At 65.2% G+C, this 25,207-nt stretch carries 26 protein-coding genes; 13 read left to right on the forward strand and 13 right to left on the reverse strand.

Going from position 1 to position 25,207, the window contains the following annotated elements:
• Positions 1-92 precede the first annotated feature (92 nt).
• Positions 93-293 (forward strand): hypothetical protein, encoded by a 201-nt coding sequence (locus ACE3OV_RS10515; protein WP_374327018.1) that lies wholly within the window; start codon positions 93-95, stop codon positions 291-293.
• A gap of 5 nt (positions 294-298) precedes the next feature.
• Here ACE3OV_RS10515 and ACE3OV_RS10520 read toward each other — a convergent pair whose 3' ends face one another.
• Together ACE3OV_RS10520 and ACE3OV_RS10525 are read right to left on the reverse strand one after the other, a co-directional pair.
• The gene (locus ACE3OV_RS10520; protein ID WP_374327019.1) at positions 299-637 is read right to left on the reverse strand and encodes a zinc ribbon domain-containing protein YjdM; all 339 of its coding nucleotides are present in this window, start codon (positions 635-637) and stop codon (positions 299-301) included.
• Positions 638-644: 7 nt separating this feature from the next.
• Positions 645-2,336: a SulP family inorganic anion transporter gene (locus tag ACE3OV_RS10525; protein WP_374327020.1), complete on the reverse strand. Its 1,692-nt coding sequence runs from the start codon at positions 2,334-2,336 to the stop codon at positions 645-647.
• 105 nt (positions 2,337-2,441) lie between these two features.
• Here ACE3OV_RS10525 and ACE3OV_RS10530 point away from each other — a divergent pair, with 105 nt between their 5' ends.
• On the forward strand, positions 2,442-2,633 hold the full coding sequence (locus tag ACE3OV_RS10530; RefSeq protein WP_374327022.1) for a CopG family transcriptional regulator: 192 nt from the start codon (positions 2,442-2,444) through the stop codon (positions 2,631-2,633).
• Here ACE3OV_RS10530 and ACE3OV_RS10535 read toward each other — a convergent pair.
• Positions 2,630-2,884, reverse strand: coding sequence for a hypothetical protein (locus tag ACE3OV_RS10535; RefSeq protein ID WP_374327023.1), 255 nt, complete (start codon positions 2,882-2,884; stop codon positions 2,630-2,632). The two genes, ACE3OV_RS10530 and ACE3OV_RS10535, sit on opposite strands and share 4 nt — an antisense overlap.
• A 407-nt stretch (positions 2,885-3,291) precedes the next feature.
• Positions 3,292-5,373, reverse strand: coding sequence for a methionine--tRNA ligase (gene metG, locus ACE3OV_RS10540; protein ID WP_374327024.1), 2,082 nt, complete (start codon positions 5,371-5,373; stop codon positions 3,292-3,294).
• Between the two features lie 161 nt (positions 5,374-5,534).
• Between metG and ACE3OV_RS10545 the strand changes: the two genes are divergently transcribed.
• The 4 genes from ACE3OV_RS10545 to ACE3OV_RS10560 all read left to right on the forward strand — a co-directional run bounded on the left by ACE3OV_RS10545 (position 5,535) and on the right by ACE3OV_RS10560 (position 10,321).
• On the forward strand, positions 5,535-6,218 hold the full coding sequence (locus ACE3OV_RS10545) for a response regulator transcription factor (RefSeq protein WP_374327026.1): 684 nt from the start codon (positions 5,535-5,537) through the stop codon (positions 6,216-6,218).
• Positions 6,219-6,293: 75 nt separating this feature from the next.
• Positions 6,294-7,385, forward strand: coding sequence for an iron-sulfur cluster carrier protein ApbC (gene apbC, locus ACE3OV_RS10550; protein ID WP_374327027.1), 1,092 nt, complete (start codon positions 6,294-6,296; stop codon positions 7,383-7,385).
• A 73-nt stretch (positions 7,386-7,458) separates the two neighbouring features.
• On the forward strand, positions 7,459-8,025 hold the full coding sequence (gene dcd, locus ACE3OV_RS10555; protein ID WP_121456767.1) for a dCTP deaminase: 567 nt from the start codon (positions 7,459-7,461) through the stop codon (positions 8,023-8,025).
• Positions 8,026-8,095: 70 nt separating this feature from the next.
• Entirely contained in the window at positions 8,096-10,321 is a 2,226-nt protein-coding gene (locus ACE3OV_RS10560; protein WP_374327028.1) for an Orn/Lys/Arg decarboxylase N-terminal domain-containing protein, read from the forward strand.
• Positions 10,322-10,339: 18 nt separating this feature from the next.
• On the opposite strand, the gene ACE3OV_RS10565 is transcribed toward ACE3OV_RS10560, so the two are convergent.
• The 3 genes from ACE3OV_RS10565 to ACE3OV_RS10575 are packed head-to-tail and all read right to left on the reverse strand — an operon-like array spanning position 10,340 to position 13,209.
• Positions 10,340-10,816 carry a dihydrofolate reductase gene (locus tag ACE3OV_RS10565; RefSeq protein WP_374327029.1) on the reverse strand — a complete coding sequence of 159 codons (477 nt, stop codon included), beginning with the start codon at positions 10,814-10,816 and terminating at the stop codon, positions 10,340-10,342.
• Positions 10,817-10,818: 2 nt separating this feature from the next.
• Positions 10,819-12,411, reverse strand: coding sequence for a glucose-6-phosphate isomerase (gene pgi / locus ACE3OV_RS10570; protein WP_374327031.1), 1,593 nt, complete (start codon positions 12,409-12,411; stop codon positions 10,819-10,821).
• 3 nt (positions 12,412-12,414) lie between these two features.
• A complete protein-coding gene (locus tag ACE3OV_RS10575) occupies positions 12,415-13,209 on the reverse strand; it encodes a thymidylate synthase (RefSeq protein ID WP_374327032.1) in 795 nt (264 codons plus the stop codon).
• Positions 13,210-13,347: 138 nt separating this feature from the next.
• On the opposite strand from ACE3OV_RS10575, the gene ACE3OV_RS10580 reads away from it, so the two are divergent.
• Positions 13,348-14,889, forward strand: coding sequence for a hypothetical protein (locus ACE3OV_RS10580; RefSeq protein WP_374327034.1), 1,542 nt, complete (start codon positions 13,348-13,350; stop codon positions 14,887-14,889).
• A gap of 3 nt (positions 14,890-14,892) precedes the next feature.
• Here the strand turns inward: ACE3OV_RS10580 and mog are convergent, their stop codons facing one another.
• The gene (gene mog / locus ACE3OV_RS10585) at positions 14,893-15,483 is read right to left on the reverse strand and encodes a molybdopterin adenylyltransferase (RefSeq protein WP_374327036.1); all 591 of its coding nucleotides are present in this window, start codon (positions 15,481-15,483) and stop codon (positions 14,893-14,895) included.
• Positions 15,470-16,009 (reverse strand): ribosome biogenesis factor YjgA, encoded by a 540-nt coding sequence (gene yjgA / locus ACE3OV_RS10590; RefSeq protein ID WP_374327037.1) that lies wholly within the window; start codon positions 16,007-16,009, stop codon positions 15,470-15,472. Before yjgA ends, mog begins: the two co-directional genes overlap by 14 nt.
• Positions 16,010-16,076: 67 nt before the next feature.
• On the opposite strand from yjgA, the gene pmbA reads away from it, so the two are divergent.
• Positions 16,077-17,420, forward strand: a complete 1,344-nt coding sequence (pmbA, locus tag ACE3OV_RS10595) for a metalloprotease PmbA (protein WP_374327038.1) — start codon at positions 16,077-16,079, stop codon at positions 17,418-17,420.
• A gap of 77 nt (positions 17,421-17,497) precedes the next feature.
• Here the strand turns inward: pmbA and ACE3OV_RS10600 are convergent, their stop codons facing one another.
• Together ACE3OV_RS10600 and ACE3OV_RS10605 are read right to left on the reverse strand one after the other, a co-directional pair.
• Positions 17,498-17,926 (reverse strand): group II truncated hemoglobin, encoded by a 429-nt coding sequence (locus ACE3OV_RS10600; protein ID WP_374327039.1) that lies wholly within the window; start codon positions 17,924-17,926, stop codon positions 17,498-17,500.
• A gap of 270 nt (positions 17,927-18,196) precedes the next feature.
• Complete coding sequence (locus tag ACE3OV_RS10605) at positions 18,197-19,207, reverse strand: DUF294 nucleotidyltransferase-like domain-containing protein (RefSeq protein WP_374327041.1); 1,011 nt, start codon at positions 19,205-19,207, stop codon at positions 18,197-18,199.
• 153 nt (positions 19,208-19,360) lie between these two features.
• Here ACE3OV_RS10605 and ACE3OV_RS10610 point away from each other — a divergent pair, with 153 nt between their 5' ends.
• Genes ACE3OV_RS10610 through ribD form a run of 5 tightly spaced genes read left to right on the forward strand, consistent with a single transcriptional unit; the run spans position 19,361 to position 24,051 of the window.
• The gene (locus tag ACE3OV_RS10610; protein ID WP_374327042.1) at positions 19,361-20,536 is read left to right on the forward strand and encodes a TRAP transporter substrate-binding protein; all 1,176 of its coding nucleotides are present in this window, start codon (positions 19,361-19,363) and stop codon (positions 20,534-20,536) included.
• Between the two features lies 1 nt (position 20,537).
• Positions 20,538-21,197, forward strand: coding sequence for a histidine phosphatase family protein (locus ACE3OV_RS10615; RefSeq protein ID WP_374327043.1), 660 nt, complete (start codon positions 20,538-20,540; stop codon positions 21,195-21,197).
• A 38-nt stretch (positions 21,198-21,235) separates the two neighbouring features.
• Positions 21,236-22,486: a serine hydroxymethyltransferase gene (gene glyA, locus ACE3OV_RS10620; RefSeq protein WP_374327045.1), complete on the forward strand. Its 1,251-nt coding sequence runs from the start codon at positions 21,236-21,238 to the stop codon at positions 22,484-22,486.
• A gap of 6 nt (positions 22,487-22,492) precedes the next feature.
• Positions 22,493-22,957, forward strand: coding sequence for a transcriptional regulator NrdR (nrdR, locus tag ACE3OV_RS10625; RefSeq protein ID WP_374327046.1), 465 nt, complete (start codon positions 22,493-22,495; stop codon positions 22,955-22,957).
• Positions 22,954-24,051, forward strand: a complete 1,098-nt coding sequence (ribD, locus tag ACE3OV_RS10630; protein WP_374327047.1) for a bifunctional diaminohydroxyphosphoribosylaminopyrimidine deaminase/5-amino-6-(5-phosphoribosylamino)uracil reductase RibD — start codon at positions 22,954-22,956, stop codon at positions 24,049-24,051. The genes nrdR and ribD overlap by 4 nt, the downstream gene beginning before the upstream one ends.
• On the opposite strand, the gene ACE3OV_RS10635 is transcribed toward ribD, so the two are convergent.
• Together ACE3OV_RS10635 and ACE3OV_RS10640 are read right to left on the reverse strand one after the other, a co-directional pair.
• Positions 24,048-24,809: a ThiF family adenylyltransferase gene (locus tag ACE3OV_RS10635; RefSeq protein WP_374327049.1), complete on the reverse strand. Its 762-nt coding sequence runs from the start codon at positions 24,807-24,809 to the stop codon at positions 24,048-24,050. The two genes, ribD and ACE3OV_RS10635, sit on opposite strands and share 4 nt — an antisense overlap.
• Positions 24,806-25,204, reverse strand: a complete 399-nt coding sequence (locus ACE3OV_RS10640; RefSeq protein WP_374327050.1) for a hypothetical protein — start codon at positions 25,202-25,204, stop codon at positions 24,806-24,808. The genes ACE3OV_RS10635 and ACE3OV_RS10640 overlap by 4 nt, the downstream gene beginning before the upstream one ends.
• Positions 25,205-25,207: the final 3 nt, after the last annotated feature.

Here is a 25,207-nt window from a genome sequence, read left to right on the forward strand (position 1 = left end):
TTGTCACGCAGCCCTGGAATTTTGGCAAAATTGATCAAGGTGTTTGTAATGACATGTAAATAATCGTTGGGCGCGGAGCGGGAAAGGCCAGCATGCAGGAAAGCGAAATCGGACGGGCGTTGCCGCGTTGTCGGTACTGCCGTCATTACTTCATCACCTTTGACCGGCATTTTCCTTACGGCTGCCGGGCGCTGGAATTTCGCAGCGCGCGCGAGCCGGCCCGCGACGTGCTCGAGTCGTCGGGGCAGCCCTGTCATTATTTCCTGGTTCGGCAGCCCGGCGGGGCCGCCTAGGCGGCTCACGCCTTCTTGACGAACTCCGATTTCAGCTGCATGGCGCCGATGCCGTCGATCTTGCAATCGATATCGTGGTCGCCGTCGATCAGACGGATGTTCTTGACCTTGGTGCCGACCTTGACCACTGCCGACGAGCCCTTGATCTTCAGATCCTTGATCACCGTCACGCTGTCGCCGTCCTGCAGCAGGTTGCCGTTGGCGTCGCGCCAGACGCGGGCTTCTTCAACGGCTGCGCTGGGCGCTTCCTTGCTCCATTCGTGAGCGCATTCCGGGCAGATGTAGAGCGGGCCGTCTTCGTAAGTGAAGGCGGAATTGCATTGCGGGCAGTTCGGCAGGGTCATGGTGGGTTCAGTATTCTTCGTGGTGGCTGCCGCTGATGCTGGGCAGGATGGTGTGGGCGTGGTGGAGGGCCAGCGCCAGGTTGATGCAGACGTTGTCGTCGCCGATCGCGTCGATGAAGCCGGCCCGGTAGAGCAGCGAGCCGGGTTGCGAGTTGAGGCCGCAGAGGATCAGCGTGCAGCCGCGCTTGGCGAGTTGTTCGCGCAGGTTTTCCAGGCCCTCGAGACCCGTGGTGTCTAGCTGGACCAGGCGGTGCATGTCGAGGATGACGACTTCCGGGTGGCCGGCCTGCGGATCGAGCAGTTCTTCCAGCTTGTTGACGGCGCCGAAGAACAGCGAGCCGAACAACTGCCAGGCAGCGACGCGCAGGCTGCCATCCGGGTAGAGCATGTGCGGGTCCTGCGCTTCTTCGTCGAGTGCCAGCCGTTCGATGCGGGTGAGTTCCGACATCCGGTAGATGAAGAACAGGCTGGACAGCACCATGCCAAGCTCGACGGCGATCGTCAGGTCAAAAAGGACGGTGACCAGGAAGGTGGCGAGCAGGATGATGCGGTAGCTCCACGAGTAGCGGTCGAGTTCGGTGAACTTGTGCCATTCCCCCATGTTGATTGCCACCACCATGACGATCGCCGACAGCGTCGCCAGGGGGACGTAGGCAGCAAGCGGTGCGGCAATGAGAACGATGGCGAGCAGCACCAACGCGTGGATCATGCCGGCGACCGGCGTGCGCCCACCGGTGCGGACATTGGTCGTCGTCCGGGCAATGGCGCCGGTGGCGGCAAAGCCGCCGAACAGCGGGGCGACGATGTTGGACAGTCCTTGCGCCAGCAGTTCCTGGTTGGGGTCATGGCGGTCGTCGATCTGGCTGTCGGCGACGCGCGCCGAGAGCAGGGATTCGATGGCGCCGAGCAGGGCGATGGTGATCGCCGGCGAAATCAGCTTGCCGAAATCGTGGATCGACAGGTCGGGCAGGCCGAAATCGGGCAGTTCCTGGGGGATGCCGTTGAAGCGGCTGCCGATGGTTTCCACCGGCAGGTCGAGGGCCCAGGCGGCGACGGTGCCGGTGAGCAGCACGGCGAGCGGGCCGGGGGCGCGGCGCAGCGGCGCGAAGCCTTGGGCCAGACGGTTGTAGAAGAGCAGGAAGGCGAAACAGGCGCTGGCCAGGCCGAGGGTCGGCAGGTCAACGGTGTGGGCATGCAGGGCCAGCACCTTGATCCGGGCAAAGAACTCGGCGGGCAGGTCGGCAATCGACAGGCCGAAGAAATCCTTGATCTGGGCGAGGAAGATGACCACCGCGATGCCGTTGGTGAAGCCGATGACCACGGCGACCGGGATGAAGCGGATCAGCTGCCCCAGGCGGGCGAGCCCCATCGCCAGCAGCAGGATGCCGGCCAGCATGGTGGCGCCGAGCAGGTTGGCGAAGCCGTGGGCGGCGACGATGCCGTAGATGATCGGGATGAAGGCACCGGTCGGGCCGCCGATCTGCACCCGCGAGCCGCCCAGCGCGGCGGTGATCAGGCCGGCGACGATGGCGGTCCAGATGCCGGCGGTCGGCGACACCCCGGAAGCGATGGCGAAGGCCATCGCCAGCGGCAGCGCCAGAACGCCGACGGTGATCCCGGCGCCGAGGTCCTTGCCGAACTGGGCCCGATCGTAAGTCGGCAGGCAATCCAGCAGCTTGGGGCGGAAGGCGATCTTCATGGCGCGCGCTCGGGGGGTGAAGCGTAGCATTATATGAGTAGATGATTAATCGTCAATGTTAATCACATGTTAATATCACGACGAAGGAATAACACGAGACGAATCATGGAGAAGCGTACCGCTCGCCTGACCTTGCTGATCGACCCGAGGAAGAAACAGATCTTCGAGGAAATTTGCACCGCTCAGGATTTGACGCCGTCGCAGGTGGTGCGCCGGCTGGTCCGGCAGTACATCATCGACAACGCCGGCGAACGCGAACTGCCGGACTGGCTGCGCGCTTCGGTGCGCGGCGATTAATCGCCTGCCGGGCGGGGCGGGGCCTGCCGGCCGAGTTCGCGCAGCACGCGACCGATCGCCCAGACGATGAGGACCAGTCCGCCGCCGGCGCTGGCCACCGCTTCCGCCGTGCTGCCCGGAAAGCTGTCGAGAATCACGCCCTTGCCACCGGCAAACCAGGCGACAGCGAGGGCGAGGCAGAGGAAACCGAAGAGGTCGACCAGCAGGTAGCCGACCAGGCGGATGGGGCGGGGGCGCGGGGCGGGGTTCATTGCGCCATTCTGACAAAAAATAGCCATTCAGGCTTGACAAGCTGTTTTGTCAAGCCCGGTTATGCACAGCGGCAGGCGATGCTCGCCCTGCGTTTTCTGGCGGCGCTGGTGAATTTGCCAGATTCGGGTGTCTGAAAATTAGTTGTATGGAATCAGTGGTTTAGCTGTTTGCGCAAGTTTTGCGCAGGGCAAGGAAAAGCCTTGTGGGCCGGTCACTTAGCGGTGTGTCGCGCAAGTAACCAACAGACTTATCCACAGGTTTTGTGGATAGATCGAAAACCTCTATGCCGGGGTGGCCATTGACCGCCAAACTTAAAGTAACGCTTTAAGAGTTGGGCGAAAATGCTGCGGTGCAAAAGAATTGGGCCGCTGTTGCGGCCCGGGTTTTTCTTGTTCTTACTTGACTCTTACTTGACCCGCATACCGGGTTGCGCGCCGCTGTCGGGCGACAGCAGATAGAGGCCCGGCGTCTTGCCGTCGAGGTCGGAAGCGGCCAGTACCATGCCTTCGGAGAGGCCGAACTTCATCTTGCGCGGCGCCAGGTTGGCGACCATCACGGTCAGCCGGCCGACCAGTTGCGCCGGGTCGTAGGCGGCCTTGATGCCGGCGAAGACGTTGCGCGTCTTCTCCTCGCCGATGTCCAGCGTCAGGCGCACCAGTTTGTCGGCGCCGTCCACGTGTTCGGCATTGACGATCTTGGCGATGCGCAGGTCGACCTTCATGAAGTCGTCGATGCTGCACAGGCCGTCAGTGCTTGCCGGGGCTTCTTTCTTTTCGGCTGCCTTGGCGGCGGGTTTGGCCGGTGCTTCGGCGGCGGCCGGCGCCAGCGACTCCTTGTTGGCGTCGATCAGCGCCTCGATCTGCTTGGCGTCGACGCGCGTCATCAGGTGGCTGTAGGCGTTGATCGCGTGGCCGCCGGCGAGCAAGGTGCCGGCGTCGGCCCAGGTCAGCGGCGCCAGGTTCATGAAGGCCTCGACCTTGGCGGCGGTAGCCGGCAGCACCGGCTTCAACAGCACGGTGAGCAGGCGGAACAGGTTGAGCGCGTTGCTGCAGGCGGCGTGCAACTCGCTGTCCTTGCCTTCCTGCTTGGCCAGTTCCCAGGGCTTGACGCTGTCGACGTACTGGTTGGCGCCGTCGGTCAGGGCCATGATCTCGCGGATCGCCTTGCTGAATTCGCGGGCTTCGAACAGTTCGGCGATACGCGGCGCCGCCTCGCGGATCGCACGGATCGCCGGCAGACTGTCGTTGGCCGGCGCCAGTTGGCCGTTGAAGCGCTTGGCGATGAAGCCGGCTGAACGGCTGGCGATGTTGACATACTTGCCGACCAGGTCGGAATTCACGCGGGCGACGAAGTCGTCGAAGCTGAGGTCGATGTCTTCCATCGTGTTCGACAGCTTGGCGGCGAAGTAGTAGCGCAGCCACTCCGGGTTCATGCCGCTGTTGAGGAAGCTCTCGGCAGTGATGAAGGTGCCGCGCGATTTCGACATCTTGGCACCGTCGACGGTGAGGAAGCCGTGCGCAAAAATCCTGGTCGGCGTGCGGTAGCCGGCGTGCTGCAGTTCGGCCGGCCAGAACAGCGCGTGGAAGTAGAGGATGTCCTTGCCGATGAAGTGGTAGAGCTCGGTGCTCGAATCCTTCCGGAAGAATTCGTCGAAATCGAGGCCGCGTTTGGCGCAGAAGTTGCGGAACGAGCCCATGTAGCCGATAGGTGCGTCGAGCCAGACGTAGTAGAACTTGCCCGGTGCGTCCGGGATCTCGAAGCCGAAGTAAGGGGCGTCGCGCGAGATGTCCCAGTCGGAGAGCTTGTTGTCGCCGGGGGCGCCCAGCCATTCCTGCATCTTGTTGGCGGCTTCCGCCTGCAGTACGCCGCTGCTCGTGTACTCGCGCAGGAAAGCCTCGCAGCGCGGGTCGGAGAGCTTGAAGAAATAGTGGTCGGAGTGGCGCAGTTCCGGCTTGGCGCCGGAGACGGCCGAGAACGGCTCGATCAGGTCGGTCGGCGCGTAGGCGGCGCCGCACACTTCGCAGTTGTCGCCGTACTGGTCCTTGGCATGGCACTTCGGGCACTCGCCCTTGATGAAGCGGTCGGGCAGGAACATCTGCTTGACCGGGTCGTAGTACTGCTCGATCGAGCGCACCTCGATCAGGCCGGCGGCCTTCAGCTTGAGATAGATGTCATCGGCGCAGGCGCGGGTTTCGTCGGAATGTGTCGTGTAGTAGTTGTCGAAGCCGACCAGGAAACCGCTGAAATCGCGGAAATGCTCGCCGTGCACGCGGGCGATCAGCTGTTCCGGGGTGATCCCTTCCTTTTCGGCGCGCAGCATGATCGGCGTGCCGTGCGTGTCGTCGGCGCAGACGTACCAGCATTCGTTGCCGGACATCTTCTGGAAACGCACCCAGATGTCGGTCTGGATGTACTCGACCAGGTGGCCAAGGTGGATGGCGCCGTTGGCATACGGCAGGGCGGAGGTGACGAGGATCTTGCGCGGCATGGGGCGACGGGAATTGGGCAAAAACGCGATTCTACCGCGCCCGGAACGAAAGCCGTTGCTGTGCTGCAAGTCGAAGCTCGGGCGGGGGCGCGTGAAATCATGCATTTATCGGTTGATCCGGCGGCGCCGGGTGGGCAGAATTCGTTTTTCCAGGAGGGGTTATGAACTTTGCCGTTATCGAAGACAGTCGCAGTCAGGCCGAAGTGCTGAAGGCCTTGTTGAAAAGCGAGGGCTACCAGGTCGAGGTGTTTGCCGACGGGCAGTCCTTTCTCGACGTGCTGGCCACGCGCAGCTTCGATTTCTATGTCGTGGACTGGGTGTTGCCCGATGTCGGTGGCGACGTGCTGGTCGGCAAGATTCGCGAACAGCATGGCTGGGATGTGCCGATCGTCGTGTGCACCGCGCGCACCGAAGAAGAGCACGCCTCCGACATCCTGCGCCTGGGAGCCGACGATTACGTGCCGAAGCCGGTCCGCTACATGGAATTCCTCGCCCGCGTCGATGCGCTGCTGCGCCGCCGCCGGGCCAAGCACCCGGATCTGCTGCGCATCGGCAGCATCGAACTCGACGCCGAGGGGAGGCGAGTCCGCCTGGCCGGCCAGGAAGTGGACCTGACGCAGCGCGAGTTCGACCTCGCCGCCGTCTTCCTGAAAAACGTCGGCCGGGTGCTGGCGCGCGAGGAGCTTCTGGCCGCTGTCTGGGCGCGCGAAGCCGATGTCGACACGCGCACCGTCGATACCCATGCCAGCCGCCTGCGCAAGAAGCTCGGCCTGTCCGGCGAAAGCGGCCTGATGCTGACCTCGGTCTATGGCCAGGGTTATCGCCTGGATACTGTCTCCGGCTGATTTGCGGCGCGGCTTTGGGCTATACTCTACGAAATCAGTCGGGTATTGTCCGACGCCAGCCCAAGTGGAGTGTCCATGAGCCTTAGCGAGCAGCAGGTCAGGAATGTCCTGGCCGAAACCATCGATCCCAATACCGGAAAAAGCTATCTGGCCGGCAAGTGCTTGAAAAACCTGTGCCTTGACGCCGACGGGGTCGCCTTCGACATCGAACTCGGTTATCCGGCGAACAGCCAGCACGAGATCATCCGCCAGCAGATCGTCGGCGCGCTGGCCGCGCTGCCGGGCGCCGGCAGGATCAGCGTCCGCGTCTCCAGCAACATCGTCGCTCATGCCGTCCAGGTCGGCGTCAAGCTGCTGCCCGGGGTGCGCAACATCATCGCCGTCGCGTCCGGCAAGGGCGGCGTCGGCAAGAGCACGACGGCGGTGAATCTGGCGCTGGCGCTGGCCCAGGAAGGCGCCCGGGTCGGCCTGCTCGACGCCGACATCTACGGTCCGTCGCAACCGCAGATGCTGGGGCTGGCCGGACGTCAGCCGGAATCGACCGACGGCAAGACGATGGAGCCGCTCGAGGCCTACGGCGTGCAGGCGATGTCGATCGGCTTCCTGGTCGATGTCGAAACGCCGATGGTCTGGCGCGGGCCGATGGTCAGTCAGGCGCTCGACCAGTTGCTCAACGAGACGCACTGGCAGGATATTGATTACCTGATCGTCGACATGCCGCCGGGCACCGGCGACACGCAACTGTCACTGGCGCAGAAAGTGCCGGTGACCGGCGCGGTGATCGTCACGACGCCGCAGGACATCGCCCTGATCGATGCGCGCAAGGGCCTGAAGATGTTCGAGAAGGTGAACATCCCTATCCTTGGCATCGTCGAAAACATGAGCATCCACGTCTGCTCGAACTGCGGTCACGCCGAGCACATCTTCGGCGAGGGCGGCGGCGAGCGGATGTGCCAGGACTACGGCAGCGAATTCCTGGGCAGTCTGCCGCTGGAAATGAGCATCCGCCAGATGGCCGACGGCGGCAAGCCGACCGTGGTCGGCGCGCCGGATTCGCCGGCCGCCGAAATCTACCGCCGCATCGCCCGCCGGGTCGCGGTCAAGGTCGCGGAAAAGGCCAAGGACATGTCGTCGAAGTTCCCCAACATCGTCGTCCAGAACACCTGATTTTTTACACATTGCAGCGAATAAAGGCGGGTAAAATCCCGCCTTTATTTTTGGTTGACCGCAGGATTCCCATATGGCCATCAAATCGGACAAGTGGATACGCCGCATGGCGCAGGAGCACGGCATGATCGAGCCGTTCGCGCCGGAACTGGTGCGCGAGGCGAACGGCCAGAAGATCGTCTCCTACGGCACCTCGAGCTACGGCTACGACATCCGCTGTGCGCGCGAATTCAAGGTGTTCACCAACATCAATTCGACCGTCGTCGATCCCAAGAACTTCGATCCGAAGTCCTTCGTCGAGATCGAATCCGACGTCTGCATCATCCCGCCGAACTCCTTCGCGCTGGCGCGCACCATGGAATACTTCCGCATCCCGCGCTCGGTGCTCACCGTCTGCCTCGGCAAATCGACCTATGCGCGCTGCGGCATCATCGTCAACGTGACGCCCTTCGAGCCGGAATGGGAAGGTCACGTCACGCTCGAATTCTCGAACACCACGCCGCTGCCGGCCAAGATCTACGCCGGCGAGGGCTGCGCTCAGGTGCTGTTCTTCGAGTCCGACGAAATCTGCGAAACCTCGTACAAGGACCGCGGCGGCAAGTACCAGGGGCAGGAAGGCGTCACCCTGCCCAAGATCTGACCGCATTCCGTAACGTAAACCGCTTACTCTTCGACCCGCTGCGGCGGGTCGCCGCTTTTGGGGATACACCATGCGCTTCCATTTCCCGGTCATCATCATCGATGAAGACTTCCGTTCCGAAAACGCCTCCGGGCTGGGCATTCGCGCGCTGGCCGACGCCTTGCAGAGCGAGGGGCTGGAAGTGCTGGGCGTCACCAGCTACGGCGATCTGACTTCGTTCGCCCAGCAGCAGAGCCGGGCATCGGCCTTCATCCTGTCGATCGACGACGAGGAACTGGCGCTCGAACCGGAAGAGACGCTCGCCGAACTGCGTGCCTTCGTCGGCGAAATCCGCCACAAGAATGCCGAGATCCCGATCTTCCTGCATGGCGAGACGCGCACCAGCCGCCACATCCCGAACGACATCCTGCGCGAGCTGCATGGCTTCATCCACATGCACGAGGACACGCCGGAATTCATCGCCCGCAACATCAAGCGCGAGGCGCACGCCTACCTCGACAGCCTGCCGCCGCCCTTCTTCCGCGCGCTGACCCACTACGCCGCCGACGGTTCCTACTCCTGGCACTGTCCCGGTCACTCGGGCGGCGTCGCCTTCCTGAAGTCGCCGGTCGGCCAGATGTTCCACCAGTTTTTCGGCGAGAACATGCTGCGCGCCGACGTCTGCAACGCGGTCGAGGAACTCGGCCAGCTGCTCGACCACACCGGCCCGGTTGCCGCTTCCGAGCGCAACGCCGCGCGCATCTTCAACTGCGACCACCTGTATTTCGTCACCAACGGCACCTCGACCTCGAACAAGATCGTCTGGAACTCGACCGTGGCGCCGGGCGACATCGTCGTTGTCGACCGCAACTGCCACAAGTCGATCCTGCACTCGATCATCATGACCGGCGCGATCCCGGTGTTCCTGATGCCGACGCGCAACAACTTCGGCATCATCGGGCCAATCCCGAAGAGCGAATTCGCCTGGGAAAACATCCAGAAGAAAATCGACGCCAACCCCTTCATCGAGGACAAGACCGCCAAGCCGCGCGTGCTGACCATCACCCAGTCGACCTACGACGGCGTGCTCTACAATGTCGAGGACATCAAGGAGATGCTCGACGGCAAGATCGACACCCTGCATTTCGACGAAGCTTGGCTGCCGCACGCCGCCTTCCACGATTTCTACGGCGACTACCACGCCATCGGTGCCGATCGCCAGCGCTGCAAGGAATCGATGATCTTCGCCACGCAGTCGACGCACAAGCTGCTCGCCGGTTTGAGCCAGGCGTCGCAGATCCTGGTCCAGGACTGCGAGGGTCGCCAGCTCGACCGCGACGCCTTCAACGAGGCCTACCTGATGCATACCTCGACCTCGCCGCAGTACTCGATCATCGCCTCCTGCGACGTCGCCGCGGCGATGATGGAAGCGCCGGGCGGTACCGCGCTGGTCGAGGAATCGATCGCCGAGGCGCTCGACTTCCGCCGCGCCATGCGCAAGGTTGACGAGGAGTGGGGCACCGGCTGGTGGTTCAAGGTCTGGGGCCCGGACGACCTGTCCGAGGAAGGCATCGAGGAGCGCGACGCCTGGATGTTGAAGCCCGGCCACCGCTGGCACGGCTTCGGCAAGCTCGCCGAAGGCTTCAACATGCTTGACCCGATCAAGGCGACGATCATTACCCCGGGCCTCGACGTAGACGGCGACTTCGGCGAGCGTGGCATTCCGGCGGCGATCGTCACCAAGTACCTCGCCGAGCACGGCGTCATCGTCGAGAAGTGCGGCCTCTACAGCTTCTTCATCATGTTCACCATCGGCATCACCAAGGGCCGCTGGAACACGCTGGTCACCGCGCTGCAGCAGTTCAAGGACGACTACGACAAGAACCAGCCGCTGTGGAAGGTGCTGCCCGAGTTCGTGCAGAAGCACCCGCGCTACGAGCGCATGGGCCTCAAGGACCTGTGCAAGCAGATTCACGCGGTGTACAAGGAAAACGACGTCGCCCGCCTGACCACCGAGATGTACCTCTCGGACATGGTGCCGGCGATGCGTCCGGCCGACGCCTGGGCGCGCATGGCGCACCGCGAGATCGAGCGCGTCCGCCTCGACGAGCTCGAAGACCGCATCACCTCGGTGCTGTTGACGCCCTATCCGCCGGGTATTCCGCTACTGATTCCGGGTGAGCGTTTCAACGCCACCATTGTCCGCTACCTGAAGTTCGCGCGCGACTTCAACGCCCGCTTCCCCGGCTTCGAGACCGACATCCACGGCCTGGTCAAGCGCGAGGACGGCGAGTATTACGTCGACTGCGTGCGCTGATCCCGCTTGCCGGCGGCCTCAGCGCCGCCGGTAGCTGACGAAGGCGCAGCCGGGGCCGGTGCTGCGCGCGCATTCCTGCCAGTCGGCGGCGGAGATTTCCGGAAACCAGGCGTCGCCGTCCGGCGCCAGGTCGACTTCAGTGATTTCCAGGCGGTCGGCGAGCGCCATCGCCTGCTCGTAGATTTCGGCGCCGCCGATGACGAACAGTTTCTCGGCGTCCGCCGCCAGGGCGATGCCGTCAGCCAGCGCGTGGGCCAGTTCGGCACCCGGTGCCGAGTAGTCCGGCTGCCGGCTGATCACGATGTTGCGCCGGCCGGGCAGGGGGCGGAAGCGCTCGGGCAGCGATTCCCAGGTTTTGCGTCCCATCAGCACGGCGTGGCCGGCGGTCAGGCGCTTGAAATGCGCCATGTCCTCGGGAATGTTCCAGAGCAGCCGGTTGTCCTTGCCGATTACACGGTTGCGAGCGACGGCGACGATCAGGATGATTTCGGGCATGTTCAGCTCCGGAACTGGCGCAGGTGGGTAATCAGCCCCTGGGTCGACGCGTCGAGCCTGTCGTCCGGGTGCTCACCGCGCAGGCTGGGTGCCAGCCGGCTGGCCAGTTGCTTGCCCAGTTCGACGCCCCACTGGTCGAAGGAATTCAGCCGCCACAGCACGCCCAGGCAGAACACCTTGTGCTCGTAAAGGGCGATCAACTGGCCGAGCGTGAACGGGTTCAGTTCGGGCAGGACGATGGTGGTCGACGGCTGGTTGCCGGGGAAGCTGCGGTAGGGGACCAAGGCTTCGTCGATGCCGGCAGCACGCGCTTCGTCCGCGGTCTGGCCGAAGGCCAGCGCCGACGACTGGGCCAGGCAGTTGGCGAGCAGGTTGCTGTGGTGACCGGGCAGCGGGAAGTCGGAACGGCCGAGGGCGATGAAATCGCAAGCGACCAGCGCGCTGCCCTGGTGCAGCAACTGGAAAAAGGAGTGCTGGCCGTTGGTTCCGGACTCGCCCCAGAGTACCGGGTTGGTCGTGTAATCGACGAACTGGCCGTCGCGGTCCACACGCTTGCCGTTGCTTTCCATTTCCAGCTGTTGCAGGTGCTTGGGCAGCAGGCGCAGCGAGTGGCTGTAGGGAAAGATGCCCTGGCTGTGGGCGGCGAGGAAGTTGCTATTCCACAGGCTGAGCAGCGCCAGGGTCAGCGGCAGGTTTTCCTCGGCCGGTGCCGAGAAGAAGTGCTCGTCAAGATCGTGGGCCCCGGCCAGCAACTGGGCAAAGTTGCGGAACCCCACCGCCAGGGCGATCGGCAGGCCGATCGACGACCACAGCGAGAAACGGCCGCCGACCCAGTCGGCGAACGGGAAGACGTTTTCCGGGGCGATGCCGAAGGCAGCGGTCGCTTCCAGGTTGGTCGAGGCGGCGACGAAGTGCCGGGCAACCGCGCTGTCGTCGCCGGCGGCGTGCAGCAGCCAGTCGCGCGCGGTGCGGGCGTTGGTCAGCGTTTCCAGCGTGGTGAAGGTCTTGCTGGCGACGACGAACAGCGTCGTGCGCGGGTTCAGGCGGACCAGTTCGCTGGCCAGGTCGGCGCTGTCCAGATTGGCGACGAAATGCACGCGCAAATCCGGCAGGCGATGTGCGGCGAGCGCCTGTGCCGCCATCCTCGGGCCGAGGTCGGAACCGCCGATGCCAAGATTGACTACGTCGGTGATGCGCTCACCGGAAAAGCCGCGCCAGTTGCCGTTGTGGATCTGTTCGCAGAAATCTTCCATGCGCGCGAGCACAGTGCGCACTTCGGCCGGGGCGGCGGTGCCGGCACGCAGCCGGCAATGGCCGACGGCGCGGCCTTCGGTATGGTTGATTGCTTCGCCGTCGCGCATCCGGCGCACCCACGCCTGCCAGTCGCAGCTTTGCGCCAGGGTGCGCAGCAGCGTCAGCGTGGTCCGGTCGATGCGCTGCTTGGAAAAATCGACCAGCAGCCGGTCGTGGGTCAGCGACAGGTGTTGGAAACGCTGCGGGTCGGTAGCAAACAGCTCGCGCAGGTGCCGCGGTGCGATCTCCCGGGCGTGCCCGGCCAGTGCCTGCCAGGCGGCGGTGTCGGTAAGTTGTCCCATGGCTCAGACGGCTACCGGGGCGGCGATGTGGGGGTGCGGGTCGTAGCCGTCGAGGCGGAAATCCTCAAACCTGAAGGCGAAGATGTCCTGTACCTCGGGGTTGATCCACATCGTCGGCAAGGCGCGCGGTTCGCGTGCCAACTGCAGGCGGGCCTGGTCGAAATGGTTGCTGTAGAGATGGGCGTCGCCGAAGGTATGGACGAAGTCGCCCGGGCGGTAGCCGCAGACCTGCGCCAGCATCATCGTCAGCAGCGCGTAGGAAGCGATGTTGAAGGGCACGCCGAGGAAGATGTCGGCGCTGCGCTGGTAGAGCTGACAGGACAGCTTGCCGTCGGCGACATAGAACTGGAACAGGCAGTGGCAGGGCGGCAGCGCCATGCTGTCGACGTCGCCGGGATTCCAGGCGGAGACGATGTGGCGGCGCGAGTCCGGGTTGTGCTTGAGGCTGTGCACCAGTTGCGCGATCTGGTCGACCAGGCGACCGTCCGGGGTTTCCCAGCGCCGCCATTGCTTGCCGTAGACCGGGCCAAGGTCGCCGTTCTCGTCGGCCCATTCGTCCCAGATGCGGACGCCGTTTTCCTTGAGGTAGGCGATGTTGGTGTCGCCCTGCAGGAACCACAACAGTTCGTGGATGATCGACTTGAGGTGCAGCTTCTTCGTGGTCAGCGCCGGAAAGCCCTGCGCCAGGTCGAAGCGCATCTGCCAGCCAAAGACTGAACGGGTGCCGGTGCCGGTGCGGTCGGACTTGTCGTGGCCATGCTCCAGCACGTGGCGCATCAGGTTGAGGTATTGCTGCATCGCGAGCTTGTATCGTTCTGGGAAAAACGCTGTCATTCTACCGTGCCAGCCGGCTTTCCGTCCCGCATGGCATCGGATTAGAATGAAGGCCGACCGTAGCCGTGGGGGCGGAGCGGCAGGGCCAGACGAGGAGGCGTTGTGCTGAACAAGATGGGAAATCTGGGCGCTTTGTTCGACCGGAAGAACGGCCATCCCTTGGCCAACCCGCGCGAATTGCAGCAGATTGTCAGCGAACTGCCGCGCGACAATGCCTTCAAGTCGCTCGACGAAATCGGTGGCTGGCTGGAATCGCTGGCCGTTGCCGAAGGCTTCCCCGCCGATCGGCTGTTCATTGCCGCCAGCCAGCTGGAGGATGCAGCGCTGGCGCACCTGCGCCGGCTGTCACGCGAATACCTGCATACCGTGCGCCTGTCGAAGGCCGAGGAGCGCCGCTTGTGGGCGATCAACGCCGGCTTCTGGCGGCAGCTGGCCGAGGTTTACGAAAAGGCCCTGGCCGGTCTGCTGGCTGGCGGACCGACCCCGGAGGCCTTGCGTCATCAGTTACCGGGCCTGTGTGCGCGGCTGATCGCCGCGCTGCGCGCCCAGCTCAAGTGGGAGCAGTTTCATTACGGGCCGACGCCGCCGACGCTCTGGGCGCGCCTCGGGGCTGCCTTGCTGCGGGCGGAGGAGTGTGGCGTGGCGACCCGGTTGAGCAATCTCGGGGGGCTGACCGGCAACACCTCGCCGCTTGCCGAGTATCGCAAGGCGATGGTTTTCCATGCTGCCTCGATGGACAGCCTGCTGCCGCTGGAAATCGAACTGGCCGAGCGGTTCATCGCGCATTACCTGATGGCTTTCGATTTTCCGCAGCAGGGCGAGCACGACTGCGTCTATTGGGTCGATCTGGCGCTCGCCCAGCCGCCGCTGCGCCTGGCGCGGATGCCGGCGGAAGCGACGCCGACCCTGCGCTTCTTCCGTCCCGGTCGGGCGCACCGCGAGATGGCGGAACTGCTGCAGCTGCTCGAGCGCGGCAGCGATGTGCCAGCCGACATCATGCTCGGCGGCCAGTATCCGGCGAAGACGCTGATTCCGGTGTTGCGGCATCTGGCGGCCTATCTGGCGCCGATTCCGCCGCAGCGCCGGCACGACCGGCACCGGGTCAAGCACCGGATGTCGGTGATGAGCGGTCTGGTCAATGCCTATGTGGTTTTTTCCGGCGACTTCGGCGGTCGCCCTGCCGGCCTGCAGATCGAGAGCTGGGTGGTCGAGAACGTCAGCCGCGGCGGTTTCGGCGCCTACGTCAACAGCATTCCCGGCGAGTGGCTGAAGGTCGGCGCGCTGCTCGCCCTGCAGCCGGAAGGCGGCGAGAACTGGGTGCTCGGTTGCGTCCGCCGCTATCACCGGGAGAGCGAGGACGAGGCGCGGGTCGGCATCGAGACGCTGGCGCGGGCCGTGGTCGCGGTCGAATTGAAGCCGAAGATGATTTCCAGTTATGCCGCGGTCGGTGGCATTCCGGCGCTGCTGCTGGAGGAAAACAATGCGCCGGGCGAACTGCGCGTCGTGCTGCCGCCCTATACCTTCGACCCGCGCGAGGCGCTCGAACTGGTGCGTAATGACCGGCGCAACCTGCTCGAGCCGCTGCTCGTCATCGAGCAGACCAACGACTACGAACTGGCCCGCTACCGCGTCCTGCCCGGCTGAGTTTCAGCGCGGGCGCAGCGCCGATTTCGGGCGGAAGGCCTGGATTACCTGTGGGTCGGTCTCGGCGTAGGGGCCGCCGATCAGGTCGATGCAATAGGGAATGGCGGCGAAGATGCCGACGTGACTGACGCTGCCGTCGGCGGCGCGGACGCCTTCCAGGGTCTCGCGGATCGATTTCGGTTGTCCGGGCAGATTGACGATCAGCGCCTGCTTGCGGATCACCGCCACCTGGCGCGAGAGGATCGCGGTCGGCACGAAGTTCAGGCTGATGCGCCGCATTTCCTCGCCGAAGCCGGGCATTTCCTTGTCGGCGACGGCGAGCGTTGCTTCCGGCGTGAGGTCGCGCGGCGCCGGGCCGGTGCCGCCGGTGGTCAGCACCAGGTGGCAGCCGCAATGATCAACCAGTTCGATTAGCGTCGCCTCGATACCCGGGCGGTCGTCGGCGATCAGCCGGGTTTCGGCCTGCCACGGTGTAGTCAGCGCCTTGCCCAGCCATTCCTGCAGTGCCGGGATGCCCTTGTCCTCGTAGATGCCGGTCGAGGCGCGGTCGCTGATCGAAACCAGGCCGACCACCAGGGTGTCAGGCGTCGTCATGCTCGGCCTCCGCAGCGTCGGTCGGGGTGGCGTCGAGGTCCTTGAGGAACTGGAAGATGGCACGGTAGCTCTTCGGCGGCTTGCCGGCTTCCTGCTCCTTCAGCGCGTTGCGGCGCAACTGGCGCAATTGCTGGAGGTCGGCGCCAGGCCACTGGTTGGCGATCTCGGTCAGCGTCGCTTCCTCTTCCAGCAGGCGCGTGCGGAAACGTTCCAGGCGGTGCAGGCGCGCCGTTTCCGCCGCCGATTCGCCGCGCAACAGCGCCAGGCCGGCGCGGATCGGTTCCTCGTCCACGCCGCGCATCAGCTTGCCGATGTACTGCATCTGGCGGCGGCGGGCGCCGTGGGCGGTGATCTTCTGGCAATCGCGCACCGCCGCCAGCAGCGTTTCCGGCAAATCGATGCGCTTCAACTGGCCGACCGACAGTTCGACCAGCTCGGCGCCGAGGTCGCGCAGCGCGTGCATCGCCTCCTTCTGCTTGGTTTTCGAGGGGCGAACGAGGTCTTCGGGGTAGGTATCGTCTTGCATGGCAGCATCCGGAACGGCAACGGCGGGCTGCTATGATAGCGACTTTTCCCGCCAGGACGCCGTCCACATGTCCGAGACCGCCGCTTTTTCCCACGCCTTCGCCGACCTTCAGCAACTCGCCGAGGATGTCCTCAAGCATGCCCGCAGGCACGGCGCCAGCGCCTGCGAAGTCGATGTCTCGGAAGGCTTCGGGCAGTCGGTGACGGTGCGCTGCGACGAGGTCGAGACCATCGAGTTCAACCGCGACAAGGGCATCGGCGTCACCGTCTATGCCGGGCAGCGCAAGGGCTACGCGAGCACTTCCGACTTTTCCGCGCAGGCGCTGCGCGATACCGTCGAAGCGGCGCTCAAGATCGCCCGTTTCACCGCCGAGGACGACTGCGCCGGCCTCGCCGACGCCGCGTTGATGGCCCGCGACTGCCCGGATCTCGATCTCTACCACCCGTGGCGCCTCAGCGTCGAGGAAGCGATCGAGGTCGCCCGCCGCTGCGAGCAGGCGGCCTTCGACGCCAGTCCGCTGATCGACAACTCGGAAGGGGCGACGGTATCGACCCAGCAGGCGCACTTCGTTTCCGCCAACAGCCACGGCTTCATGGGCGGCTACCCGACCTCGCGCCACTACATTTCCGCCTCGGTGATCGCCGGCGAGCGCGAGCAGATGCAGCGCGACGACTGGTACACCACGCACCGCGACGGCCAGCGCCTGGAAAGCCCGGAAAGCGTCGGCCGCATCGCCGCCGAACGGGCGGTGGCCAGGCTTGGCGGGCGCAAGCTGAAAACCGGCGATTACCCGGTGCTGTTCGAAGCGCCGCTTGCCGCCGGCCTGCTCGGCAGCCTGGTGCACGCGGCCAGCGGCGGCGCCCTCTACCGCAAGGCATCCTTCCTGCTTGATCACCTCGGCAAGCCACTGATGCCCGACTTCGTCAATATCGTCGAACGGCCGCACCTGCCCTGCGGGCTGGCCAGCGCCAGCTTCGACAGCGACGGCGTGGCGACGCGCGACAGCGACGTGGTCAGCGCCGGCATCCTGCAACGCTATTTCCTTTCCGCCTACACGGCACGCAAGCTTGGCCTGCAGACCACGGCCAACGCCGGCGGCAGCCACAACCTGATCATCGAACCCGGCAGCCTCGACCGCGCCGGCCTGCTGCAGAAAATGGGCCGCGGCCTGCTGCTCACCGAAGTGCTCGGCCACGGCATCAACTACGTCACCGGCGACTACTCGCGCGGCGCCGCCGGCTTCTGGGTCGAGGACGGCAAGATCGCCTACCCGGTCGAGGAAATCACCATCGCCGGCAACCTGCGCGACATGTTCGCCGGCGTCGTCGCCGTCGGCAACGACGTGCTGGCGCGCGGTAGCAAGCAGAGCGGCTCGATCCTGGTCGACCGGATGACGATCGCCGGCGAGTAGGGCATACGCCGCAACGCGGATTTCCTTACGGTTTCAGCCCTTTTCCCGGCTTCTCGCGGCCGGCATGCCTCGCTTGCTCAGTGCCCGCAGCCGCAGGAGGCAAGGTTTTCGCCCCGATTGCGCATGAATTCGCCGATCTGGACGAACTGCTCGTACAAGGCGCTGCGCAGCGGGATGTCGGGGACGGTTTCTTCCAGGGCGAGTTTCATGCACATCAGCCACTGGTCGCGTTCTTCCGGGCCGATGGCGTAGGGCATGTGGCGGCGGCGCAGCATGGGCGGGCCGTATTTTTCGACGTAAAGCTGCGGACCGCCGAGCCAGCCGGAGAGGTAATCGACGAACTTGTTGCCGGACTCGGTGAGGTCTTGCGGGTGAATCTTGCGCGCGGTGTAGGCTTCCGGCAGTTCGTCCATGATCTGGTAGAAGCGGTCTACGAGCTTGCGGATGGCGTCGGCGCCGCCGATGCGTTGATAGGGGGTTGCGCTGCTTGGGTCGAGGGTTTCCATGTCGCTTTCTCAATTGTTACGGCGGCTCACACTCGGCGCATGCCTTGAGTGTGGGACTTGAGTTTCGGTACAGCAACATGCATGCCGGAAGCGGGGCTGCGCGCAAGTCTGCTTAATGCCGCGCCATGCCGGGCTGAAACGGGAAATCGGCTGCGCCGGTTTGCTGTGCTGCGACATCATTGGCACGCCCATTGTCAAATCTGACAGGCGGATGCGGGCCTCGTCGTCAAAACGGGCGGCACTGGCGGCTCGGCTTCGCCGCCGGGGGCTTCAGTACAGCGGCACGTCCGGGTAGATCAGACGCAGCGCAGCGCGTTGCCGCTCGATGCGGAGCAGCGCGCTGCGCAATTGCTGCTTTTCTTCGCGGTTCAGGGTTTGCGGGTCGAGCCGCGGGTCGCCGCCGTCCTGCCAGACGGCGGCCAGTCGGCGCTGCTGGATCTCACGTAGTTGCCGCCAGTGGCGCCGCAGTTCGTCGGCGTCGCTGCGGCTCAGCCAGCGTTTGCCGGCAGCCGCCACCAGGCGGGCGTCGGTGCCGCAGGCGTCGCTGCCGGCGGCGAGAGCGTGGATGCGGGCCAGTTCGACGATCGGGATCAGTGCGTTGCGCTTGAGATCGAAGCGGCCGTCGCGGTCCAGGCGCAGGCGCTGGAACAGGCCGAGGGCGGGCGGGGCGCCAGCGGCGTTGGCGATCCAGCGGCCGAGCAGCGGGTCGGCGCCCGGGCAGCGCTCGCAGATCAGCCGCTGCAGCGGCGCAATCAGTGCGCGCTCGCCGGCGATCCAGCGCAGGTCGAAGAGATTGCTCGCCAGGCGGGCCTGATGGGTGTCGCAGACCTGCAGCCAGCCGGTAAAGCGCTGCTGCCAGTCGCTCAGGCTGGCGCGCCACTCGGCATGCTTTGCCATCATGCCGCCGGGGCACTGGACGATGCCGCAGGCGGCCAGGCCGTCGCAGACCTTGGCGGCAAGATTGGCGAAGTAGTCGCCGTGGCGCTCCGGCTCGAAAGCGTCGGCGATCACCAGGGCATTGTCCTGGTCAGAGAGTGCGGTCATCTCGCGTCGGCCCTGCGAGCCGTGGGCCAGCCAGGCGTAGGCGAGTGGCGCCCGGCCGAGTTCCGCTTCGGCGAGTGCCAGCAGGCGTCGGGTCAGGGCGTCGGCAAGATCGCTCAGTGCGCTACTGCCCGGCACCCGGGCGAGCTCGGCGCGGGCGGCGCTGGCCAGCGTCGCCAGTTCGCTTGCTGAACTGGCCGCGGCAACATGGGTTTGCAGGCGTTCTGGCAGTTGGGACACGGTGGCTTTTCCGGGGCTGCGGTGCCGTCCGAGTGTACGCCGCCGGCTGCCGGGGCGGGCGGAAATCGTTTCGGGCTCGCAAAAACGGGCGCTTTACGGAAGAATGCCGTCATTGGTGACAGAAAAATCCCGCCTGGACGGGAGGAGACGTGCATGCAACGTAGAGATTTTCTGGCCGTGGCGGCGGCTGGCGCAGCGGCTTCGCTTGCCGCTTGCGGCAAGGATGAAGCGCCGCCGCCGGTCGCTGCGCCGACACCGGCGAAAAAGCCGGCGGCCCCAGCCGGCGAGCCGACGCCGCAGCCGGTCGAGGCGGCCGCCGTGCAGGGCGCTTACCCGGCGGTGCGCTGGCGGCTGACCTCCAGTTTTCCGCGCAGCCTGGACACCATCTTCGGTGGCGCCGAGGTGCTTGCCGACCGGCTGCGGGCGATGACCGGCGGTCGTTTCGACATCCGCGTCTTCCAGGGGGGCGAGATCGTCCCCGGTCTGCAGGCCTTCGATGCCGTCGAGCAGGGCACGGTCGAGGTGGCACATACCTGTTCCTACTATTACGTCGGCAAGGACAAGAGCTTCGGCTTTGGCACGTCGATGCCCTTTGGCATGAATGCGCGGCAGATGAATGCCTGGGTTTATTACGGCGGCGGCCAGGAACTGCTTGACGACTTCTACGGCAATTTCAACGTGCTTTCCTTCGCCGGCGGCAACACCGGGACGCAGATGGGCGGCTGGTGGCGGAAAAAAGTCAGCGCGGTCGACGACCTGAAGGGGATCAAGATGCGCATCGCCGGCCTTGGCGGCGCGGTTTTTTCCGAGCTTGGCGTCGTCCCGCAGCAGATTGCCGGCGGCGACATCTACCCGGCGCTGGAGCGCGGCACCATCGACGCCGCCGAATGGGTTGGTCCCTACGACGACGAGCGCCTGGGCTTCTACAAGGTGGCGAAGAACTACTACTACCCGGGCTGGTGGGAGCCGGGGCCGATGATCCATTTCTTCGTCAATCGCAACGAGTGGGAAAAGCTGCCGCGCGAATATCAGGAAGCGTTCCGGGCAGCGGCTTTCGAAGCCAACGTGTCGATGATGGCGCGCTACGACCACCAGAACCCGATCGCGCTGAAGAAGCTGCTGCAGAGCGGCGTCAAGCTGCAGGAGTTCTCGCGGCCGATCCTCGAAGCGGCGTACAAGGCGGCGCAGCAGCTATACGCCGACGAGGCGAAGAAGAACCCGGCATTCAAGAAGATTCTCAAAGCCTACGACAAGTACCGGCGTACCGAAAACGCCTGGTTCAGCGTTGCCGAGAACCGTATGGACGATTTCCTCCAGTCGCAGGCCTGACATGCGTTTTGATGAAGAGTTGCCGCGCCCGACGCGGCTTTGCGTGGTCCGCCATGGCGAGACCGAGTGGAATGCCGAACGGCGCATCCAGGGGCAGATCGACATCGGCCTCAACGCGACCGGCCACCGTCAGGCGCAGGCCGCCGGGCGCTGGCTGAAGACCGCCGGGATCGCCGCCCTCTACGCCAGCGACCTGCGCCGGGCCTGGGATACGGCGCTGGCGATCGGCGCCGCGCTGCAGTTGCAGCCGGTGGCGACGCCCGAGTTGCGCGAACGCCGCTATGGCGTCTTCGAAGGTCTGACCTACGCCGAGGCGGCGGCGCGCTTTCCCGAGGGCTACGCCGCCTTCGAGGGGCGCAACGCCGATTACGCGTTCGAGAACGGCGAGAGCCTGACGGTCATGTACGCGCGCGTCACCGGCAAGCTGCGCGAAATCGCCGCCCTGCATCCCGGCCAGAACATCGCCGTCGTCGTTCATGGCGGCGTGCTCGACGTGATCAACCGTTTCGTGCGCGGCAATCCGCTCGAAATGGCGCGCGACTTCCTGATTCCGAACGCCGGCATCAACTGGATCGCCATGCATGATGGCCGGTGGACGCTGGAAAGCTGGGGCGAAACCGGGCATCTGGCGGGCGGCGCGCTGGACGAACTGCCTTCGTGATAAAATCTCCGCCTTTTTCAACGGCTTGAGGCATCCCCATGTTTTCCGCGAAAGACACCCTGGCGAAAGTTGACCCTGAACTGTGGCAGGCCATCACGGCCGAGAACCAGCGTCAGGAAGATCACATCGAACTGATCGCATCCGAGAACTACGTCAGCAAGGCGGTCATGGAAGCCCAGGGCTCGCAGCTGACCAACAAGTACGCCGAAGGCTACCCGGGCAAGCGCTACTACGGCGGTTGCGAGCATGTCGACGTCGCCGAGCAGATCGCCATCGAGCGCATCAAGGCGCTGTTCGGCGCCGATGCCGCCAACGTCCAGCCGAACTCCGGTTCGCAGGCCAACCAGGCCGTGCTGATGGCCTTCTGCAAGCCGGGCGACACGATCATGGGCATGAGCCTGGCCGAAGGTGGTCACCTGACCCACGGCATGCCGCTCAACATGTCCGGCAAGTGGTTCAACGTCGTCTCCTACGGCCTGAACGAAAAGGAAGAGATCGACTACGACAGGATGGAAGCGCTGGCCCGCGAGCACAAGCCGCGCCTGATCGTCGCCGGTGCCTCGGCCTACGCGCTGCGCATCGATTTCGAGCGCTTCGCCAGGATCGCCAAGGAAATCGGCGCCATCTTCTGGGTCGATATGGCCCACTACGCCGGCCTGATTGCCGCCGGGTTCTATCCGAATCCGGTGCCCTTCGCCGATGTCGTCACCACCACCACGCACAAGACCCTGCGCGGCCCGCGCGGTGGTGTCGTGCTGATGAAGGCCGAACATGAAAAGGCGATCAATTCCGCCATCTTCCCGGGCCTGCAGGGCGGTCCGCTGATGCACGTGATCGCCGCCAAGGCCGTTGCCTTCAAGGAAGCCGCGACGCCCGAGTTCAAGAACTATCAGGAACAGGTGATCATGAACGCCCGCGTCATGGCCCGCGTGCTCGGTGAAGAGCGCGGCCTGCGCATCGTTTCCGGGCGTACCGAAAGCCACGTCTTCCTGGTCGACCTGCGCGCCAAGAACCTGACCGGCAAGGAAGCCGAAGCGGCGCTGGGCAACGCCCACATCACCGTCAACAAGAACGGCATCCCGAACGACCCGCAGAAGCCTTTCGTCACTTCCGGCATCCGCATCGGCTCGCCGGCGATGACGACGCGCGGCTTCACCGAGATCGAAGCCGAGCAGATCGCCCACCTGATCGCCGACGTGCTCGACGCACCGAACGACGAAGCCGTCGCCGCCCAGGTGCGCGAGAAGGTGTCGGCCTTGTGCAAGCGCTTCCCGGTCTACGGCGCTTAAACCGGCATGAAGTGCCCTTTCTGCGGCAATGACGAAACCGGGGTGGTCGACACCCGGGTTTCCGAAGAGGGCGACATCGTCCGTCGCCGCAGGAAGTGCGCGGCCTGCGACAAGCGTTTCACCACCTACGAACGGGCCGAGATCCAGTTGCCGCAGGTGGTCAAGAAGAACGGCCTGCGTGCCGACTTCAGCCGTGCCAAGCTGCGCGCCAGCCTCGAGCTGGCGCTGCGCAAGCGCCCGGTATCGATCGAATCGGTCGATGCGGCGATCGCCGACATCGAGGAAAAGCTGCTCACCGCTGGCGAGCGCGAAGTCAGCACGCAGCAACTGGGCGAACTGGTGATGCGCGAGCTGAAGAAGCTCGACAAGGTCGCCTACATCCGTTTCGCCTCCGTCTATCGCAATTTCGAGGACGTCGACGCCTTCTCCAAGGCGATCAAGGAAGTCTCGCCGTCGTCACGCAAGAAATGAGCTTTGCCGCCGCCGACAGCAGCATGATGGCGCGGGCGCTGCAACTGGCCGAGCGCGGCCTGTGGACGACCTCGCCCAACCCGCGCGTCGGCTGTGTGCTGGTCCGCGACGGCGAAATCGTCGGCGAAGGCTGGCACGAAAGGGCCGGTGAGCCGCATGCCGAAGTCCATGCCCTGCGCGCCGCCGGTGAGCGGGCCTGCGGTGCCACCGCCTACGTCACGCTCGAACCCTGTAGCCACCACGGGCGCACGCCGCCCTGTGCGGAAGCGTTGATCGCTGCCGGCGTGGCGCGCGTCGTCGCCGCCATGGAAGATCCCAATCCGCTGGTCGCTGGCCGCGGCCTGGCGCTGCTGCGGGCCGTCGGCATCGACACAGCAAGTGGGATTATGGAAAACGAGGCGCGCGAACTGAACATCGGTTTCGTCTCGCGCATGACCCGCGGCCGCCCCTGGCTGCGCCTGAAGGCGGCGGCCAGCCTGGACGGCAAGACGGCGCTGAACAACGGTAGCAGCCAGTGGATCACCAGTGCCGACGCCCGTCGCGACGGCCACCGCTGGCGGGCTCGTGCCTGCGCCATCCTGACCGGCTTCGGTACGGTGCGCGACGACGATCCGAGCCTGACCGTGCGCGACGTCGCCACCCCGCGCCAGCCGCTGCGGGTGATCGTCGATAGCCGGCTGGAGACGCCGCCGACGGCGAAAATCCTGGCCGGGGGCGGCGTGCTGATTGCCGCCGCGGTGGAGGTGCCGGAACGCGCCGCCGCCTTGCGCGCCGCCGGGGCCGAGATCGTTTTGCTGGCGAACGCCCGGGGCAAGGTTGATCTTGCCGCCCTGTTGCAGGAACTGGGGCGGCGCGGCATCAACGAGTTGCACGTCGAGGCAGGCCACAAGCTGAATGGCTCGCTATTGCGCGAAGGCCTGGTCGACGAGTTCCTGTTTTATCTGGCGCCCTGCCTGATCGGCGACGCCGCCGCCGGGCTGTTCAATCTGCCGGCGCTGAGCACGCTGGCCGACAAGCGTTCGCTGCAGATTGTCGATCTGCGGCAGGTCGGGCCGGATATCCGCCTGCTCGCCCGGCCGCTCGCCGGCGCTTAGCCGGCTGTAGCGGCGCTGCCGCAGACCGCGCAGTCGGGGTCGCGGCGGAACTTCACCTTCCGCCATTCCATGTTCAGGGCGTCAAGCAGCAGCAGCCGGCCGTTCAGCGATTCGCCGATACCGGCGACCAGCTTCAGCGCCTCGGCAGCCTGCATGGTGCCGACGATGCCGGTCAGCGGCGCGAACACTCCCATTACCGCGCAGCGCACTTCCTCGACGTCCTCGGCTTCCGGGAACAGGCAGTGGTAGCACGGTGCGTCGTCGCGGGCGAGATCATAGACGCTGACCTGGCCGTCGAAGCGGATGGCGGCGCCGGAGATCAGCGGTTTGCGGTGGTGCACGCAGGCGCGGTTGATGGCGTGGCGGGTGGTGAAGTTGTCGCTGCAGTCGAGGACGAGGTCGGCACTGCCGACCAGGGCGTCGAGCTCGGCGCCGGCCAGTCGGCTTTGCAGCGGCACCACGTCGACTGCGGGATTCAACGCGGCCAGCGCCAAACGGCCGGATTCGGCCTTGGCCATGCCAACGCGTGCCTCGGTGTGGAGGATCTGTCGTTGCAGATTGGTCAGGTCGACAACGTCGTCGTCCACCAGGGTGATCCGGCCGATGCCGGCTGAGGCGAGATAGAGCGCCGCCGGCGAGCCGAGGCCGCCGGCGCCGACGATCAGCGCGTGGCTGTCGAGGATGCGCTGCTGGCCTTCGATGCCGAGTGCGTCAAGGAGGATGTGCCGGCTGTAGCGGAGCAGCTGCTCGTCGGTCACTTGTACTCGCGCCACTCCGGCGGGGTGTCGTCGTGGTCGCCATGCGGCCGGGTTTCCCAGGCCTTGACGTAGGCTTCCTCGGGCGAGGGCTTGAGGCGCTTCTCGGGGACCACCATGTTGTGCAACTGGGTTTCCTCGACGTAGTGGATCAGCGCTCGCGTCAGCTTGCTCATCAGCGTGCTGTCGAGGTGGTAGCCGTGGTCGACCAGACGATCCTCGAGTTCGGCCAGGGTGTGTTGCTGCAGGTCGTAGGCAACGCCGAGCGCCCGCTTCTCGTAGCGCGGCTCGACTTCGACCTCGTCTACCTTCTTGAGGTCGTCGGCGGCTTCCGGTACCTGCCCCGGTGGAAACTTGGAAAACAGGATTTCCCGCTTTTTCCTGAGGTCTGTATTCATCAT

The sequence above is a fragment of the Azonexus sp. genome, assembly GCF_041909095.1.
Taxonomy (GTDB): domain Bacteria; phylum Pseudomonadota; class Gammaproteobacteria; order Burkholderiales; family Rhodocyclaceae; genus Azonexus.

What these genes read in the sequence shown, in the direction of transcription:
- ACE3OV_RS10515 (WP_374327018.1), top strand. Translation starts at nt 93, where the DNA reads ATGCAGGAAAGCGAAATCGGACGGGCGTTGCCGCGTTGTCGGTACTGC.
- pgi (WP_374327031.1), bottom strand. Translation starts at nt 12,411, where the DNA reads ATGGGACAACTTACCGACACCGCCGCCTGGCAGGCACTGGCCGGGCAC.
- ACE3OV_RS10610 (WP_374327042.1), top strand. Translation starts at nt 19,361, where the DNA reads ATGCAACGTAGAGATTTTCTGGCCGTGGCGGCGGCTGGCGCAGCGGCT.
- ACE3OV_RS10640 (WP_374327050.1), bottom strand. Translation starts at nt 25,204, where the DNA reads ATGAATACAGACCTCAGGAAAAAGCGGGAAATCCTGTTTTCCAAGTTT.
- ACE3OV_RS10530 (WP_374327022.1), top strand. Translation starts at nt 2,442, where the DNA reads ATGGAGAAGCGTACCGCTCGCCTGACCTTGCTGATCGACCCGAGGAAG.
- apbC (WP_374327027.1), top strand. Translation starts at nt 6,294, where the DNA reads ATGAGCCTTAGCGAGCAGCAGGTCAGGAATGTCCTGGCCGAAACCATC.
- ACE3OV_RS10545 (WP_374327026.1), top strand. Translation starts at nt 5,535, where the DNA reads ATGAACTTTGCCGTTATCGAAGACAGTCGCAGTCAGGCCGAAGTGCTG.
- ACE3OV_RS10565 (WP_374327029.1), bottom strand. Translation starts at nt 10,816, where the DNA reads ATGCCCGAAATCATCCTGATCGTCGCCGTCGCTCGCAACCGTGTAATC.
- pmbA (WP_374327038.1), top strand. Translation starts at nt 16,077, where the DNA reads ATGTCCGAGACCGCCGCTTTTTCCCACGCCTTCGCCGACCTTCAGCAA.
- ribD (WP_374327047.1), top strand. Translation starts at nt 22,954, where the DNA reads ATGAGCTTTGCCGCCGCCGACAGCAGCATGATGGCGCGGGCGCTGCAA.
- glyA (WP_374327045.1), top strand. Translation starts at nt 21,236, where the DNA reads ATGTTTTCCGCGAAAGACACCCTGGCGAAAGTTGACCCTGAACTGTGG.
- ACE3OV_RS10560 (WP_374327028.1), top strand. Translation starts at nt 8,096, where the DNA reads ATGCGCTTCCATTTCCCGGTCATCATCATCGATGAAGACTTCCGTTCC.
- mog (WP_374327036.1), bottom strand. Translation starts at nt 15,483, where the DNA reads ATGACGACGCCTGACACCCTGGTGGTCGGCCTGGTTTCGATCAGCGAC.
- ACE3OV_RS10615 (WP_374327043.1), top strand. Translation starts at nt 20,538, where the DNA reads ATGCGTTTTGATGAAGAGTTGCCGCGCCCGACGCGGCTTTGCGTGGTC.
- nrdR (WP_374327046.1), top strand. Translation starts at nt 22,493, where the DNA reads ATGAAGTGCCCTTTCTGCGGCAATGACGAAACCGGGGTGGTCGACACC.
- metG (WP_374327024.1), bottom strand. Translation starts at nt 5,373, where the DNA reads ATGCCGCGCAAGATCCTCGTCACCTCCGCCCTGCCGTATGCCAACGGC.
- ACE3OV_RS10535 (WP_374327023.1), bottom strand. Translation starts at nt 2,884, where the DNA reads ATGAACCCCGCCCCGCGCCCCCGCCCCATCCGCCTGGTCGGCTACCTG.
- ACE3OV_RS10575 (WP_374327032.1), bottom strand. Translation starts at nt 13,209, where the DNA reads ATGCAGCAATACCTCAACCTGATGCGCCACGTGCTGGAGCATGGCCAC.
- yjgA (WP_374327037.1), bottom strand. Translation starts at nt 16,009, where the DNA reads ATGCAAGACGATACCTACCCCGAAGACCTCGTTCGCCCCTCGAAAACC.
- ACE3OV_RS10525 (WP_374327020.1), bottom strand. Translation starts at nt 2,336, where the DNA reads ATGAAGATCGCCTTCCGCCCCAAGCTGCTGGATTGCCTGCCGACTTAC.
- ACE3OV_RS10520 (WP_374327019.1), bottom strand. Translation starts at nt 637, where the DNA reads ATGACCCTGCCGAACTGCCCGCAATGCAATTCCGCCTTCACTTACGAA.
- ACE3OV_RS10600 (WP_374327039.1), bottom strand. Translation starts at nt 17,926, where the DNA reads ATGGAAACCCTCGACCCAAGCAGCGCAACCCCCTATCAACGCATCGGC.
- dcd (WP_121456767.1), top strand. Translation starts at nt 7,459, where the DNA reads ATGGCCATCAAATCGGACAAGTGGATACGCCGCATGGCGCAGGAGCAC.